Genomic DNA, 15888 nt, shown 5'->3' on the forward strand with positions numbered 1-15888 from the left:
CGGTGTCGAGTTACGGGTGCCGTCGTATGACGACGGGCACCGGTACCGACTTTCGACAGGGACCGAGAACTCCGCAACCGGACGTGTCCGAAGCGTCAGAGCACCCGCAGAAGGGCGAAGCCGTCATACCCCTTGGCGCCGACCGTCTGGACGACGGTGGAGTCGTAGCGCGGGTGGTCCGTGAGCAGGTCGACCATGGCGCGCACGCCCTGGACGCGCGCGTCGGGATGGTCGGGGTCGAGCACCCCACCGCCGCGGACGACGTTGTCGACGATCACGAGCGAACCCGGGCGCGTGAGCGAGAGCGACTGCTCGAGGTAGCGCGGGATCGACTCCTTGTCCGCGTCGATGAACACCAGGTCGTACGGCTCGGTGCCGTCGGCGATCAGCTGGTCGAGCGTGTCCACAGCCGGCCCGACGAGAACCTCGACGACGTCACCCAGCCCCGCGCGGACCAGGGAGTCGGCTGCGACGGCCGCGTGCGCCGGGGAGATCTCGAGCGTGGTGAGCGTTCCGTCGGCGGGCAGCGCTCGCGCCAGCCAGACGGTGCTGTACCCGCCCAGCGTCCCGACCTCGAGGATCCGCCGCGCACCGAGCGCTTGCGCGACGAGGTGCAGGAGCTTGCCCTGGTTCGGTGCGACGGCGATGTCCGGCAGCCCGCCGGCGACTGCGCTCGCACGCGTGTCCACCAGGGCGACGTCCTCGGGCACGAGCGCACCGAAGTAGTCGTCGACCGCGGTCCACAGGTCCGTCGCCGGAGCCGGCGCGGGTGCGTCGGACGTGGCCAGCGACGCAGTGGCAGCGATGTCGATGAGCCACAGGGTGCGCTCGGTGCCCAGGGCGCCTGCGGCGGGCGTCACCGTCACGGACGCGCCCCCCAGGGCCGAGGCGACGGCGTCGGCCTTCTCGGCGCCGGAGGCGACGACCCAGACCTCCCGGGCGCCACGGATGGCGTCGAAGGTCAGCGACACCCGCAGCGGCGGTGGCTTGGGGGAGCCGTGCACGCCTACCGTCGTCGCGTACTGGGCGCCGAGCGCCTCGTGCCCGGGAAAGAGGGACGCGACATGCCCGTCGGGACCCATGCCGAGCAGCAGGACGTCGAATGCGGGGTTACCCGCGGCCGCCAGCGACTCCGCGTACAGCGAGGCCGAGACCTCGGGCGTCGGCACCTCCTCGCTGAGGGCGGGCATCGGGTGGACGTTCTCGGCGGGCAGTGCGTCGCCCAGCGCATCGATCAGGGCCTCACGGGCCTGCGTCTCGTTGCGGTCGGCGTGCCCGTCGGGGACGAACCGCTCGTCACCCCACCAGAGGTGGACCCCGGACCAGTCGACGGCGTCCCGCACCGGGCTGGCAGCAACCGCGCGCAGGGACGCGATGCCGACCGTGCCGCCCGTGAGCACCACGTGCAGCGGCGACCGGTGCGACTGCAGGTCGATGAGCCGCGTGAGGAGTCGTGCGGCCACCGCCTCCGCCAGGACCTCGGCGGAGGGGTGGACGACGACGTCCCGAGGCCCATGGGCCGGGAAGTGCGAGCCGGTCACGCGCCGAGCCTCGCAAGCCCCTTCTGCAGCACCTCGCCGTACACGTCGTCGGCGTCGAGGCGTCGCAGCTCTTCCGCGAGACACTCCCGCAGCTGGCGGATGGGCAGGGCGATCCGGTGGTCGGGCTGGTCAGGCTGGTGGAGCGCGGCGGTCTTCCCGTCGGGCCGGTCGAGCACTATCGCGCCGGACGTGCGCTCGAGGCGGACCTGCGTGATGGCGAGCGCCTCGGCCACCCGCTCGATCTCGACCGGGCAGCGCAGGGACTGCGCGAGCCAGGCCGCGATCAGGTCCACCGACGGGTGGTTGGCCTGACCGACGATGACCGCCTTGTGCACCGGCTCGTACGGCGGCTGGTCCAGCGTCGCCGCGATGAGGCCGCGCCACAGCGTCGCGCGCGTCCAGGCCAGGTCGGTGTTGCCGCCGACGTGGGTGGCCGCGAGCTTCTTGAGCGCCGCCAAGGGGTGCAGGACCTGGGTCGTGTCGGTGATCCGGCGGGTCGCCATCCGGCCGATCGGGTCCTCGGCCACGTTCTCCGGGATCTCGTACGGCCACCACGCGACGATCGGCGTGTCCGGCAGCAGGAGCGGCATGACGAGCGTGTCGAGGTGGCGCTCCAGCTGTCCCGAGGGACGCAGCACGAGAACCTCGCTCGCCCCGGCGTCCCCGCCGAGCCGGATCTGCACGTCGAGGTTCGACGCCTTGTCGGCCGTGTCGTTGGCGAGGACGATCACGCGGCACGGGTGCTCGCGGCTCGCGTCGTTCGCCGCCTCGATGGCCTCTTCGGGGTCACGGTCGCCGACCGAGACGACGAGCGTCAGGACGCGTCCGAGCGCGATGGCGCCGCCCTCGTCCCTCTCGCGGATCAGCCGCTTGTTGACGTCGCGGGTCGTCGTGTTGGGCATCTCGATGATCATGGCCGTCTCCAGGCTCGTCCGTCGCGCGCCATCATCTTCTCCGCGGACTCGGGTCCCCAGGTTCCCGACCGGTACTGGTCGGGCTTGCCGTGCGCCGCCCAGTAGGCCGTGATCGGGTCGAGCACCTTCCAGGACAGCTCGACCTCCTCGTGCCGCGGGAACAGCGGCGGGTCGCCCAGCAGGACGTCGAGGATCAGGCGCTCGTAGGCCTCGGGGGAGGACTCGGTGAACGCGTGGCCGTAGCCGAAGTCCATCGTGACGTCGCGGACCTCCATGGCCGTTCCGGGCACCTTGGCGCCGAACCGGAGCGTGACGCCCTCGTCGGGCTGCACGCGGATGACCAGGGCGTTCTTGCCGAGCTCCTCGGTCGCGGTGGACTCGAAGGGGAGGTGCGGCGCGCGCTTGAAGACCACGGCGATCTCGGTGACGCGACGCCCCAGGCGCTTGCCCGTGCGCAGGTAGAACGGCACGCCTGCCCAGCGACGGTTGTCGATGTCGACTCGGATCGCGGCGAACGTCTCGGTGGTGGACTCCTTGTCGAAGCCCTCCTCCTCGAGGTAGCCGATCACCTTCTCGCCGCCCTGCCAGCCCGCGGCGTACTGCCCACGGGACGTGTGCTTGCCGATGTCACGGGGCACCCGGACCGCCTGGAGGACCTTGACCTTCTCGGCGCGCAGCCCGTCGGCCTCGAACGACGCCGGCTCCTCCATCGCGGTCAGGGCGAGGAGCTGCATCAGGTGGTTCTGGATGACGTCGCGCGCGGCGCCGATCCCGTCGTAGTACGACGCGCGGCCACCGATGCCGATGTCCTCGGCCATCGTGATCTGGACGTGGTCGACGTAGTTGGCGTTCCAGATCGGCTCGAACAGCTGGTTCGCGAAGCGCAGCGCCAGCAGGTTCTGCACCGTCTCCTTGCCCAGGTAGTGGTCGATCCGGAAGATGTCGTCCGGGTTGAAGACGTCCGAGACGATGTCGTTGAGCTCGCGAGCGCTCGCCAGGTCGTGACCGAACGGCTTCTCGATGACGACGCGTCGCCACATGCCCTCGGCCGGCTGGGACAGGCCCGAGCGGGCAAGCTGCTTGCAGACCACCGGGAAGGAGCTGGGCGGTACCGACAGGTAGAACGCGTGGTTGCCGCCCGTGCCGCGGGTGACGTCGAGCTCCTCGACGGTGTCTCGCAGCCGGTCGAAGGCGTCGTCGTCGTCGAACGTGCCCTGCACGAACCGGATGCCCTCGGACATCTGGCGCCAGGTGGCCTCGCGGAACGGCGTGCGAGCGTGCTCACGCACCGAGTCGTGCACGATCTCCGCGAAGTCCTGCGTCGCCCAGTCACGCCGCGCGAACCCCGTGAGCGCGAAGCCCGGGGGCAGCAGGCCACGGTTGGTCAGGTCGTACACGGCCGGCATGAGCTTCTTGCGCGCGAGGTCACCCGTGACGCCGAAGATGACGAGCCCACAAGGACCGGCGATCCGGGGGAGCCGGCGGTCCCGCGGGTCGCGGAGCGGGTTGCTGTCGGCACTGACCTTGCTGGGGCTCACCTGGCGTCTCCCGAGTCGTTCTGCTTGGCGGCGGCGGCGAGGCCGTCCGAGACCGTGGACAACAGCTGCCCCCAGGCGGTGGTGAACTTCTCGACGCCCTCGACCTCGAGCTGCTGGGTGATCACGTCGATGTCGATGCCGAGCCCAGCGAGCCGGTCGATCACCGACTGTGCGGCGTCCTGCGTCCCCGTGACGGTGTCGCTGCCGTCGCCCCCGTGGTCGGCCACCGCCTCGAGAGTGCCCTCCGGCATCGTGTTGACGACGCCCGCGACGACGAGCTCGTCGACGTAGAGCGTGTCGGGGTACGCCTTGTCCTTGACGCCGGTCGACGCCCACAGGGGTCGCTGGGCGTGCGCGCCGGCGGCGGCGAGAGCCCTCCAGCGGTCCGACGCCACGACCTCTTCGTAGACGCCGTAGGCCAGCCGTGCGTTCGCGATCGCGGCGGTCCCGCGAAGGGCCGCAGCCTGCGGCGTGCCCAGCTCGTCGAGCAGCGGATCGATCGCGGTGTCGACCCGCGACACGAAGAACGACGCGACCGACGCGATCGGCGCCAGGTCGTGGCCTGCCGCGGCCGCCTTCTCGAGTCCCGTCTCGAAGGCGTTGAGGACGGCGCGGTAGCGGTCGAGCGAGAAGATCAGCGTGACGTTGACGCTGATCCCCTCGGCGAGCACGGCCGTGATGGCCGGCAGGCCCTCGACCGTCGCGGGGATCTTGATGAAGATGTTCGGCCGGTCGACGGCCGCCCAGAGGGCCTGTGCCGAGGCGATCGTCCCGTCGGTGTCCTTGGCCAGCCGCGGGTCGACCTCGATCGAGACGCGACCGTCCACGCCGTCTGTGCGGTCGTAGACAGGGCGCAGGACGTCGGCCGCCTGCCGGACGTCGTCCGTCGTGATCGCGAAGACCGCGTCGTCGACGTCCTTGCCGACCAGCTCGCGCAGCTGCTCGTCGTACGCGTCGCCCTTGGACAGCGCGCTGGCGAAGATCGACGGGTTCGTGGTGACACCGACGACGCCGCGCTCCGACACGAGGTCGGCGAGGTTGCCGGTGCGCAGTCGCTCGCGCGACAGGTCGTCCAGCCAGATCGCGACGCCAGCGTCGGCCAGGCGGGTCAGAGGGGTGCTGCTCCGTGCCATGGTTCGATCCCCTTCTTCCGCGCGCCGGCCCCGGTGTGCTCCCGGGGCCGGCGCGTCCGGTCAGACTCAGACCTGCTGGTCGCCCGTGCCACTCGCAAGAGGCAGGCCGGGCGTGTTCGCGGGGCCGCTGCCGGCTGCCGCGATCGACTCGTGCGCGGCTGCGACGACGTGCTCGGCGGTGAAGCCGAACTCCTCGAACAGCTTCTCCGCCGCGGCCGAGGCACCGTAGTGCTCGATCGACACCGAACGGCCGGCGTCGCCGACGATCTTGTGCCACGACAGCGCGATGCCCGCTTCGACCGAGACGCGGGCGCGGACCGAGGACGGCAGCACCGACTCGCGGTAGGCGTTGTCCTGCTCGGCGAACCACTCCAGCGACGGCGCCGACACCACGCGGGTCGCCACACCGTTGGCCTCGAGGGTCGTGCGCGCCTCGACGGCGAGCTGCACCTCCGAGCCCGTCGCGACGAGGATGACGTCCGGGGTGCCGCTGCTCGCCTCGAGCAGCACGTACGCGCCACGCGCGACGCCGTCGGCGGAGGCGAACCCGTCCTCGCCCCGGGGGAACGTCGGGACGTTCTGCCGCGTGAGGATGAGAGCCACGGGACCGCTCGTGTGCTCGAGCGTCGCCTTCCAGGCTGCAGCCGTCTCGTTGGCGTCGGCGGGCCGGACGACGGTCAGGCCGGGGATCGCACGGACGGCGGCGAGGTGCTCGATCGGCTGGTGCGTCGGGCCGTCCTCGCCGAGGCCGATCGAGTCGTGCGTCCACACGTACACGGCCGGCACACCCATGAGCGAGGCGAGCCGGACGGCTCCGCGCATGTAGTCGCTGAACGTGAAGAACGTGCCGCCGTACGGCCGGGTCAGTCCGTGCAGGCGGATGCCCGACAGGATCGATCCCATCGCGTGCTCGCGGATGCCGAAGTGCAGCGTGCGGCCGAACTCGTCGCCCGCGAACTCGCTGGTGGAACGCTTGGCCGGGATGAAGGACGGCTCGCCCTTCATCGTCGTGTTGTTCGAGCCGGCGAGGTCGGCGGAGCCGCCCCAGAGCTCGGGCAGCACGGGCGCGAGGGCCGAGAGGACCTCACCCGACGCGGCGCGCGTGGCCACGGACTTCCCGGCCGGGAACACGGGCAGCGACTCGGTCCAGCCGTCGGGCAGCTCGCCCGCGACGAGCCGGTCGAGCAGGGCCGCCTTCTCGGAGTTCGCCACCCGCCAGTCGTCGTACGACGAGGTCCACTCGGCCTTCGCCGGAGCGGTCCGCGCGCTGAGCCCGCGCGTGTGGGCGATGACCTCGGGGTCGACGTCGAAGGACTTCTCCGGGTCGAACCCGAGGACTTCCTTCAGACCACGGACGGCGTCGCCACCGAGCTTGGAGCCGTGCGCTGAGTGCTCGTTCGTCTTGCCGGGCGTCGGCCACGCGATGAGCGTGCGCAGGCCGATGAACGAGGGGCGGTCGGTGACGGCCTTGGCGGCCTCGATCGCGGCGTGGAGCGCGTCGACGTCCTCGACGTAGCCGTCGGGTCCACGGGTCCAGTCGACGAACTGGGTGTGCCAGCCGTAGGCCGCGTAGCGCGCGACGACGTCCTCGGTGAACGCGATCTCGGTGTCGCCCTCGATCGAGATGTGGTTGTCGTCCCAGAGGACGATCAGGTTCCCGAGCTCCTGCGTGCCCGCGATCGAGGACGCCTCGCTGGTGACGCCCTCCTGCAGGTCGCCGTCGGACGCGATGACGTAGACGAAGTGGTCGAACGGGCTCGTGCCCGGTGCCGCCTCAGGATCGAGGAGTCCGCGCTCACGACGTGCCGCCATGGCGAAGCCGACGGCGGACGCGAGGCCCTGACCGAGCGGGCCGGTCGTGATCTCGACGCCGGTCGTGTGCTTGTACTCGGGGTGCCCGGGCGTCTTGGAGCCCCAGGTGCGCAGGGCCTCGATGTCCGAGAGCTCGAGACCGAAGCCGGCGAGGTACAGCTGGATGTACTGCGTCAGGCTGGAGTGCCCCGCGGAGAGGACGAACCGGTCGCGGCCCAGCCAGTGCGGGTCCGCCGGGTCGTGCCGCAGCACGTTCTGGTAGAGCAGGTAGGCGGCGGGGGCGAGGCTGATCGCCGTCCCCGGGTGACCGTTGCCGACCTTCTCGACCGCGTCGGCGGCCAGGACACGGACCGTGTCCACCGCCTTCAGATCAAGATCGGTCCAACCGACCGTCTTCGCCAGGGGAGCCTTCGCGTTCACCGCACCTCATTCCCACCCGCGCCTGTGGCCGGGTGACGTGTCGGACGAGTTCGGGCAGCCACACGGGGCTGCCGGGCAGGTCGGCGTCGCACCTTGGCGGCGGTCGTCGGACCGTGCCCGTCGAGCCTATAGCGCACCCGCTGGGTGCTGCCGCGCGTGACCAGGACCGCGCACGCGCCGGTGGGGCGAGCGACCGATCTCACACGTCCCGCCGGGGCGTTTCGGGCGTCCCTGTCGCACTGGCGTGAGGTGCAGGCCGTAGCATGGCTGCGCGACATAACCGCGACCTTGCCCCGCCGGATCACGAACGGAAACCGCAGCGCGTGCGCCTCAGCAGCCCTCTGTCAGTCGAAGACGCCGGAGCGTCGGACGACCAGGTCGCTGTCGGGCCGCTGCACGGGGCGTCGACCGGCTCCGCGACCGTGCCGACCAACCGGGTGCGTCGCGTCGTCGGCTCGTACATCGCGCTGACGAAGCCCCGCGTGATCGAGCTTCTGCTCGTCACGACGGTCCCGACCATGATCCTCGCGGCCGACGGCTGGCCGGGCCTCGTGCTGGTCCTGCAGACGCTCGTCGGGGGCGCTGCTGCGGCCGGCTCGGCCAACGTGCTCAACTGCTACCTCGACCGCGACATCGACAAGATCATGAACCGCACCAAGCGGCGTCCGCTGGTGACGGGGGAGGTCTCGCCGCGCGCGGCCCTGATCTTCGGCCTGGCGCTCGGGGTGTTCTCGTTGTCCTGGCTGTGGTTCCTCGTGAACCCCGCGTCGTCGCTGCTGACCGCGGCGGCCATCCTGATCTACGTCGTGGGCTACACGATGATCCTCAAGCGTCGGACGCCGCAGAACATCGTCTGGGGCGGCGCTGCCGGGTGCATGCCGGTGCTCATCGGCTGGTCCGCGGTCACCGGCGGGCTGTCCTGGACCGCGGTGCTGCTGTTCGGCGTCATCTTCTTCTGGACGCCGCCGCACTACTGGCCGCTGTCGATGAAGTTCAAGAAGGACTACGCGGCCGCGGGCGTCCCGATGCTGCCCGTGGTCGCCAAGGACACCAAGGTGGCGCGGGAGATGATCCTGTACACCGTGGCGATGATCGCGTGCTCGCTGCTCATCTGGCCCGTGCAGGACATGACCTGGGTCTACGGCGTCGCCGCGACCGGCCTCGGTGCCTGGTTCCTGTGGACGAACATCAGCCTCCTGCGCCGGGCTGAGGACCCCACCCGCGGCAAGCTCAAGGCGATGTCGGTCTTCCACGCGTCGATCACGTACCTGACGCTGCTCTCCATCGCGCTCTCGGTAGACGTCTTCCTGCCGTTCTGACCGACGTGACCACCGCGATCGAGGACTCGCTCGAGACGTACCTCGCGCACCTCACCGTCGAGCGTGGCCTGTCCACGAACACGTTGCTCGCGTATCGCCGTGACCTCTTGCGCTACGTCGCCTTCCTCGCGCAGCGGGGCTGCGACGACCCGGGCGTGATCCAGGAACGCGACGTCGAGGACTTCCTGCTCGCGGTCCGCACCGGCACCGACGGACGCACGGCGCTCTCGGCGTCGTCGGCGGCGCGGTCGGTCGTGGCGGTGCGGGGCTGGCACAGGTTCCTCCTGCTGGACGGCGTGACGGGCACCGACGCGGCGAGTGCGGTCCGCCCCCCCGCGCAGCCCAAGCGGCTGCCGAAGGCGATCTCCGTCGACGACGTCGAGCGGCTCCTGGACGCCGCCGGGCTGGGAGACGGGCCGGTTCCGCTGCGTGACCGGGCCCTGCTCGAGCTCGTCTACGGGACCGGCGCCCGCATCTCCGAGGCGGTCGGCCTGGATGTCGACGACGTCGACGGGACGCCGGGGTATGCCTCGGTGCGGCTGTTCGGCAAGGGGCGCAAGGAGCGCGTCGTGCCCGTCGGGTCGTTCGCGCTCGAGGCCCTCGACGCGTACCTGGTGCGCGGCCGTCCGACGCTGGCGACCGGGAGCAAGGGGGGATCTCCCGGGCTGTTCCTGAACACCCGCGGCGCGCGCCTGAGCAGGCAGAGCGCGTGGGCTGTGCTGAGGTCGGCAGCCGAGAAGGCCGGTCTCGCAGGCGCGGAGCACGTCTCCCCGCACACGCTGCGGCACTCGTTCGCGACGCACCTGCTGGCCGGCGGCGCCGACGTCCGCGTGGTCCAGGAGCTCCTCGGGCACGCGTCGGTGACGACCACGCAGATCTACACGCTCGTGACGCCGGACACGTTGCGCGAGGTGTACGCCGCGTCGCACCCGCGCGCGCGATGAGTGTTCGGCGCCGGTCGGTCTGTCGCGCGGCGTCGGGGGCTCCTGCTCCGGTAGGTTGTGCGGCGTGGTGAGCCAGCAGACGACCGACCCGCAGCTCGACGCCGTCGGGCGGCCGATGCCTGTGTTCCCTGACCCCGCGCCGTTGGCGTCGCACGGGCCCGCACGCGTGATCGCGCTGTGCAACCAGAAGGGTGGCGTCGGCAAGACGACCACCACGATCAACCTGGGTGCAGCGCTCGCCGAGTACGGCCGTCGAGTGCTCATCGTCGACTTCGACCCGCAGGGCGCCGCGTCCGTGGGTCTCGGCGTCAGCCCGCACGAGCTGGACCGCACGGTCTACAACCTGCTCATGGAGCGGGACGCGGACATCCACTCGCTGATCGTCGAGACGGCCACGCCCGGCCTCGACCTGCTCCCCGCGAACATCGACCTGTCGGCCGCCGAGGTGCAGCTGGTGGGGGAGGTGGCCCGCGAGACGGTCCTCGCACGCGCCCTGCGCCCGATCCTCGACGAGTACGACGTCGTGATGATCGACTGCCAGCCGTCGCTCGGCCTGCTCGCCGTGAACGCGCTGACCGCGGCGCACGGCGTGCTCATCCCGCTGGAGTGCGAGTTCTTCGCCCTGCGCGGTGTCGCGCTCCTCGTCGAGACGATCGACAAGATCCGCGACCGCCTGAACCCGCGCCTCGAGCTCGACGGCATCCTGGCGACGATGTACGACCCTCGCACGCTGCACGCCCGTGAGGTCGTCGCGCGCGTGCACGAGGCCTTCGGCGACGCGCTCCTGCACACCGTCATCAGCCGCACCGTGAAGTTCCCCGACGCGACCGTGGCTGCCGAGCCCATCACGACGTACGCCCCGACGCACTCCGGTGCGACGGCCTACCGGCAGCTGGCCCGTGAGCTCGTCGCCCGTGGCGACGCCGCCTGACAGGCGCGCGGCCTCGCTTCCCGAGTCGACCCCGGGCACAGCCGCGCCTGTGGGCACCCAGGCCTTCGAAGTCCACCTCACGAACTTCAGCGGGCCGTTCGACCTCCTGCTCGGGCTGATCGCCAAGCACAAGCTCGACATCACCGAGGTCGCGCTCGCGCAGGTCACGGACGAGTTCATCGGGTACCTGCGCGCCGCCGAGAAGGAGTGGGACCTCGGGCAGGCCAGCGAGTTCCTGGTCATCGCCGCGACCCTGCTCGACCTCAAGGCAGCCCGCCTGCTCCCGTCCGCAGACGTCGAGGACCAGGAGGACATCGAGCTGCTCGAGGCTCGTGACCTGCTGTTCGCGCGCCTGATGCAGTACCGGGCGTACAAGCTCGTCGCCGCGGACCTCGCCGAACGCTTCTCGACGGAGGGCCGACGGTTCCCCCGCCTCGTGACGCTCGAACCGCACCTCGCGGCCCTGCTGCCCGAGCTGGTCTGGCAGATCGGCCCAGCCGAGCTCGCCGCACTGGCGGCCAAGGCCGAGATGCCGCGCGCCGCGGCGCCGGGCGTGGACATCAGCCACCTGCACGCTCCCGCGGTCAGCGTGCGCGAGCAGGCCGCCGTGCTGGTGGACCGGTTGCGGCACGGCACCGCGATGTCGTTCCGCGCGCTCACCGCCGACGCCGACGCCACGATCGTCGTCGTCGCCCGGTTCCTGGCCCTGCTGGAGCTGTTCCGCGAGGGCGCCGTCGCGTTTGACCAGGTCACGCCGCTCGGCGAGCTGACCGTGCGCTGGACCGGCTCGGCCGAGGGCGACATCGAGGTGTCCGACGACTTCGACCAGCTCGACAACACGATCGAGACGGTGCCGGACCCCGCACCGCAGGAGGACGACGCATGACCGACACGCCCACCGACGAGGCGAACGCCCCGGCTGACGACCCAGCCGCCGCAGACGAGCTCGCCTTCGACGTCGACGACCTGCCCGGCGGCGCGCTGTCCGCGCTCGAGGCCGTCCTCATGGTGGCCGACGAGCCGATCCCGGCCATCCGCCTGGCGACGGTGCTCGCGCTGCCGACCGACCGCGTCGAGGAGCTGCTCGCGACGCTGGCCGCCGAGTACCGCGGCGAGAACGGCGGCCGTCCGCGCGGGTTCGAGGTGCGGCGTGCCGGCGACGGCTGGCGCATCTACTCGGCGCCGGTCTACGCGGACGTCGTCGGGCGCTTCGTGCTCGACGGCCAGACGGCCCGGCTCACGCAGGCTGCGCTCGAGACGCTCGCCGTGATCGCCTACCGCCAGCCGGTCACGCGCGGGCAGGTCTCGGCGGTCCGCGGCGTGAACGTCGACGGCGTCGTGCGGACGCTCACGACCCGCGGTCTCGTGGCCGAGGTCGGGACGGATCCGTCCAGCGGTGCCGTCTTGTACTCGACCACGGGATACTTCTTGGAGCGGATGGGGCTGTCCAGCCTGGACGAGATGCCTCCGCTCGCGCCCTACCTGCCGGACATCGACGCCTTCGAAGGTGTCGACCAGGCGATCGGAGACAGATGATGACCCCGCAGGCACCACGCACGGGAGGTACCGGCTCGTCCGGTGGACGTTCCGGGGGCTCGAGCCAGGGCTCCGGTCAGGGACGCAGCGGCGGGTCCGGCTCAGGTCGTTCGGGCGGCTCGTCCGGGGGCTCGCGTTCCGGCGGGTCCGGCGGCTCCGGTGGGTACCGAGGTTCGGGCGGTGGCGAGGGCTACCGGGGGAGCAGCGGCGGCGGGGACGGGTACCGCAGCAGCGGTGACAGCTACCGCGGTGGCTCGTCCGGCGGCGGGTCGTCGCGCGGCTCGGCCGGTGGCGGCGCGTCGCGCGGCGCGGCGGGGACCGGCGGGTCGTCTCGTGGTTCCGCAGGGACCAGTGGGTCGTCTCGTGGTTCTGCAGGGACCGGTGGGTCGTCCCGCAGCTCCGCAGGGACCGGGGGCTCGTCGCGTAGCGGGGCACCCAGCGCGTCGCGCAGCGGCGCCCCGCGTGCCAAGTCGGGGTACCCGCGCAGCGGTGCGCCCACCGGCGCCAGCAGGTCCCGCACACCCGCGCGCCCGCCTCGTCAGCGCGTCCCCGAGGTCACGATCGATGTCCACGACCCCGACGGCGTCCGCCTGCAGAAGGTGCTCGCCGCGGCCGGTCTGGGCTCGCGCCGCGCGTGCGAGGAGCTCATCTCCGCGGGTCGCGTCACGGTCGACGGCAACCCCGTCCGTGAGCTCGGCGTGCGCGTGGACCCGCTCAAGGCCGTGATCCACGTGGACGGACTCCGCGTCCAGCTGGACACCTCGATCATCACGATCGCGCTGAACAAGCCCAAGGGCGTCGTCTCGACGATGCACGACCCGGAAGGCCGGGAGTCGATCGGGCAGTACGTCCAGGACCGCACCGAGCGGCTGTTCCACGTCGGCCGGCTCGACGCCGAGACCGAGGGCCTGATCCTGCTGACGAACGACGGCGAGCTGGCCAACCGGCTGGCGCACCCGTCGCACGCGGTGCCGAAGGTCTACCTGGTCCAGCTCGAGGGACGCGTGACCAACTCTCTGGGCGGGCGCCTGCTCAAGGGCATCGAGCTCGAGGACGGCCCGGCCAAGGTCGACAAGTTCAACATCGTGCAGACGACCCCGCAGGCGAGCCTGGTCGAGGTCGAGCTGCACGAGGGCCGCAACCGCATCGTCCGGCGCATGTTCGAGGAGTCCGGGTACCCGGTGACAGGCCTGGTCCGCACGCAGATCGGCCCGATCCGTCTCGGTGACCTGAAGACCGGCCGTACGCGCGTCCTGTCGAAGACCGAGGTCGGCTCCCTCATGGTCCGGGTGGGCATGTGACGCTGGCGACCCGTGGACCGGTGCGCATCGTCGGTACCGGGCTGCTCGGCACGTCGGTCGGGCTCGCCCTGACCACGCGGGGTGTCGACGTCGTCCTGCACGACCCGTCCCGCACGGCCCTCGCGCTCGCGCGCGACGTGGGCGCCGGACGTCCCGCGACGAAGGACGATGCCCCTCCGGTGCTCGTCGTCGTCGCCGCGCCCCCTGACGTCACCGCGGACGTGGTCCGCGCGGAGCTCGAGGCGTTCCCCGACGCGATCGTGACCGACGTCGCGAGCGTGAAGGGGTACGTGCTCGCGGAGCTGCGGGCTGCGGGTGCCGACCTCACCCGGTACGTCGGGTCGCACCCGATGGCCGGCCGTGAGCGGTCCGGTCCGAGCGCCGCGGTGCCTGACCTGTTCCTCGGCCGCCCTTGGGTGATCGCGGACTCCGGCTCGTCGCGTCCTGATGCGATCCTCGCGATCCGCGCCCTCGCCGTCGACCTGGGGGCCGTCCCGGTCGCGATGGACGCCGACGCGCACGACGCGGCTGTCGCGGCCGTCTCGCACGTGCCGCAGGTCGCTGCGAGCCTCGTCGCCGCGCGGTTGCGGGACGCCGACGACGAGGCGCTCGGCCTGGCCGGCCAGGGACTTCGCGACGTCACGCGTCTCGCGGCGTCGGACACCGCCCTGTGGACCTCGATCCTGGCCGCCAACGCCGCCGCGGTGCACGAGGTGCTCGTCGGCCTGCGCACGGACCTGGACGCGGTCATCGAGGCCCTGTCGCACGCCGCCAAGGCGGACGGACCCGAGACCGTGGAGCTCGGTGCGCTCGCCGCGATCGCGCACGCGATCAACGAGGGGAACGCGGGCGTCGCCCGGATCCCCGGCAAGCACGGCGGCGCGCAGCGGGTCTACGCGGTGGTGACGGTCCTCGTGCCGGACTCGCCCGGTGAGCTCGCACGGCTGCTCACGGACGTGGGCGAGGCAGGGGTCAACCTCGAGGACCTGCACCTCGAGCATGCTGCCGGACGACCGGTCGGCATGGCGGAGATCTCGGTGCTGCCCGGCAGCGTCGAGCACCTGGAGGCGGAGCTGACTGCCCGCGGATGGAGACTGGTGAGTTGAGCACGACCCTCGTCGTGGCGATCGACGGCCCCTCGGGTTCGGGCAAGTCCAGCGTGTCGAAGGCGGTCGCGAGCGCCCTGCACCTGTCCTACCTGGACACCGGTGCGATGTACCGCGCGGCCACGTGGTGGTGCGTCTCCCAGGAGGTGCCGTTGGACGACCGGGCCGCGGTCGCGGCGGCCGTCGACGGGTTCCCGCTCGTCATGGGCGTCGATCCCGCCAACCCGACGGTGCACGTGGGCGGTGTCGATGTGCACGACGCGATCCGGTCGACCGAGATCACCGCCGTCGTCAGCGCGATCGCGACCAACCTCGAGGTCCGCGCCGAGCTCGGCCGGCTCCAGCGCGCCGCGATCGCCGAGTCGCAGGAGCCGGGCTCGTTCTCGCAGGGCCGCGGAATCGTCGCCGAGGGCAGGGACATCACCACGGTGATCGCGCCCGACGCCGACGTCCGGGTGCTGCTGACCGCGAGCGAGGAGGCCCGCCTGGCGCGGCGTGCGCGCGACGTGCACGGGTCCGACGACGCCGCGGCGGTCGAAGCGACCAAGGACCAGGTCCTGCGGCGCGACCGCGACGACTCGACGGTGGTGCAGTTCCACGTCGCCGCCGACGGCGTCGTGACGATCGACTCGTCGCACCTGAACTTCGCGGAGACGGTCGAGGCGGTGCTGGAGGTCGTCGAGACCGAGGTCGGGCCACGGCAGTGAGCGTCCCCTCGGACCGTGGACCGCGCTGGTCGCGCTGGATCGGCCGGTTCCTCGCGCGCGTGGTCTGGAACACGAAGGTCACGGGCCAGGCGAACGTTCCGACGACCGGGCCCGTGCTGCTCGCCGCCAACCACACGGGCATCCTCGACGGTCCGCTGCTGCACGGCGTCGTGCCGCGTCCGTCGCACGTGCTGGTCAAGGAAGAGATGTTCTGGGGACCGATCGGCTGGATCCTTCGAGCGGCCGGGCAGATCTCTGTCGACCGGGACGACGGCGGGCGCACAGCGCTCACCGCCGCGCTCGGCGTGCTGAAGCGCGGCGGCGTGGTCGGTGTGTTCCCCGAGGGCAACCGCGGGCGTGGTGACGCGACGAACGCGCGAGCGGGGATCGCGTGGCTCGCCCTGAACGGGCGCGCGCCCGTGGTGCCGGTCGCGGTGCTCGGCACGCGGCGCACGGGGGAGTCCGTGAACAAGGTGCCGTGGCCGCGTCGCAGGCTCGCGATCGAGTTCGGCGAGCCCCTCGTGATCGAGCGAGCACTGGGCATGTCGGGGAAGGTCGCCATCGAGGCGGCCAACGAGGCGATCCGTGTCGCCCTCTCCCAGCTCGTCGACGCCGCGGCGGCACGCACCGGCCTGACCCTCCCGACCGACGACCCGCAGCGCGAGCGGAGCAGCACGCCCGAGTAG

14 protein-coding genes are annotated in these 15888 nt (G+C 71.8%); 9 read left to right on the forward strand and 5 right to left on the reverse strand.

Annotated features, from left to right (window positions below):
* Window positions 1-95: 95 nt before the first annotated feature.
* The 5 genes from pgl to tkt all read right to left on the reverse strand — a co-directional run bounded on the left by pgl (window position 96) and on the right by tkt (window position 7358).
* Window positions 96-1541, reverse strand: coding sequence for a 6-phosphogluconolactonase (gene pgl / locus AC1DPN_RS14315; RefSeq protein ID WP_477085429.1), 1446 nt, complete (start codon window positions 1539-1541; stop codon window positions 96-98).
* Entirely contained in the window at window positions 1538-2455 is a 918-nt protein-coding gene (locus AC1DPN_RS14320) for a glucose-6-phosphate dehydrogenase assembly protein OpcA (protein ID WP_477085430.1), read from the reverse strand. Before AC1DPN_RS14320 ends, pgl begins: the two co-directional genes overlap by 4 nt.
* Window positions 2452-3993 carry a glucose-6-phosphate dehydrogenase gene (zwf, locus tag AC1DPN_RS14325; protein WP_477085431.1) on the reverse strand — a complete coding sequence of 514 codons (1542 nt, stop codon included), beginning with the start codon at window positions 3991-3993 and terminating at the stop codon, window positions 2452-2454. Before zwf ends, AC1DPN_RS14320 begins: the two co-directional genes overlap by 4 nt.
* Window positions 3990-5126 carry a transaldolase gene (gene tal, locus AC1DPN_RS14330; RefSeq protein ID WP_477085432.1) on the reverse strand — a complete coding sequence of 379 codons (1137 nt, stop codon included), beginning with the start codon at window positions 5124-5126 and terminating at the stop codon, window positions 3990-3992. The genes zwf and tal overlap by 4 nt, the downstream gene beginning before the upstream one ends.
* A gap of 66 nt (window positions 5127-5192) precedes the next feature.
* The gene (gene tkt / locus AC1DPN_RS14335; RefSeq protein ID WP_477085433.1) at window positions 5193-7358 is read right to left on the reverse strand and encodes a transketolase; all 2166 of its coding nucleotides are present in this window, start codon (window positions 7356-7358) and stop codon (window positions 5193-5195) included.
* Window positions 7359-7750: 392 nt separating this feature from the next.
* On the opposite strand from tkt, the gene AC1DPN_RS14340 reads away from it, so the two are divergent.
* The 9 genes from AC1DPN_RS14340 (at window position 7751) to AC1DPN_RS14380 (ending at window position 15888) form a co-directional block, all read left to right on the forward strand.
* A complete protein-coding gene (locus AC1DPN_RS14340; RefSeq protein WP_477085474.1) occupies window positions 7751-8677 on the forward strand; it encodes a heme o synthase in 927 nt (308 codons plus the stop codon).
* A 5-nt stretch (window positions 8678-8682) separates the two neighbouring features.
* Window positions 8683-9621, forward strand: a complete 939-nt coding sequence (locus tag AC1DPN_RS14345) for a site-specific tyrosine recombinase XerD (protein WP_477085434.1) — start codon at window positions 8683-8685, stop codon at window positions 9619-9621.
* 115 nt (window positions 9622-9736) lie between these two features.
* Window positions 9737-10552 carry a ParA family protein gene (locus AC1DPN_RS14350; RefSeq protein WP_477085475.1) on the forward strand — a complete coding sequence of 272 codons (816 nt, stop codon included), beginning with the start codon at window positions 9737-9739 and terminating at the stop codon, window positions 10550-10552.
* Entirely contained in the window at window positions 10536-11438 is a 903-nt protein-coding gene (locus AC1DPN_RS14355) for a segregation and condensation protein A (protein ID WP_477085476.1), read from the forward strand. The genes AC1DPN_RS14350 and AC1DPN_RS14355 overlap by 17 nt, the downstream gene beginning before the upstream one ends.
* On the forward strand, window positions 11435-12088 hold the full coding sequence (gene scpB, locus AC1DPN_RS14360) for an SMC-Scp complex subunit ScpB (RefSeq protein ID WP_477085435.1): 654 nt from the start codon (window positions 11435-11437) through the stop codon (window positions 12086-12088). Before AC1DPN_RS14355 ends, scpB begins: the two co-directional genes overlap by 4 nt.
* Window positions 12085-13389, forward strand: a complete 1305-nt coding sequence (locus tag AC1DPN_RS14365) for a pseudouridine synthase (RefSeq protein ID WP_477085436.1) — start codon at window positions 12085-12087, stop codon at window positions 13387-13389. Before scpB ends, AC1DPN_RS14365 begins: the two co-directional genes overlap by 4 nt.
* A complete protein-coding gene (locus AC1DPN_RS14370) occupies window positions 13386-14495 on the forward strand; it encodes a prephenate dehydrogenase (RefSeq protein WP_477085437.1) in 1110 nt (369 codons plus the stop codon). The genes AC1DPN_RS14365 and AC1DPN_RS14370 overlap by 4 nt, the downstream gene beginning before the upstream one ends.
* Window positions 14477-15202 (forward strand): (d)CMP kinase, encoded by a 726-nt coding sequence (cmk, locus tag AC1DPN_RS14375; RefSeq protein WP_477085438.1) that lies wholly within the window; start codon window positions 14477-14479, stop codon window positions 15200-15202. The genes AC1DPN_RS14370 and cmk overlap by 19 nt, the downstream gene beginning before the upstream one ends.
* Window positions 15199-15888, forward strand: a complete 690-nt coding sequence (locus AC1DPN_RS14380) for a lysophospholipid acyltransferase family protein (protein WP_477085439.1) — start codon at window positions 15199-15201, stop codon at window positions 15886-15888. The genes cmk and AC1DPN_RS14380 overlap by 4 nt, the downstream gene beginning before the upstream one ends.

The sequence above is a fragment of the Cellulomonas sp. P4_H4 genome (assembly GCF_056400865.1).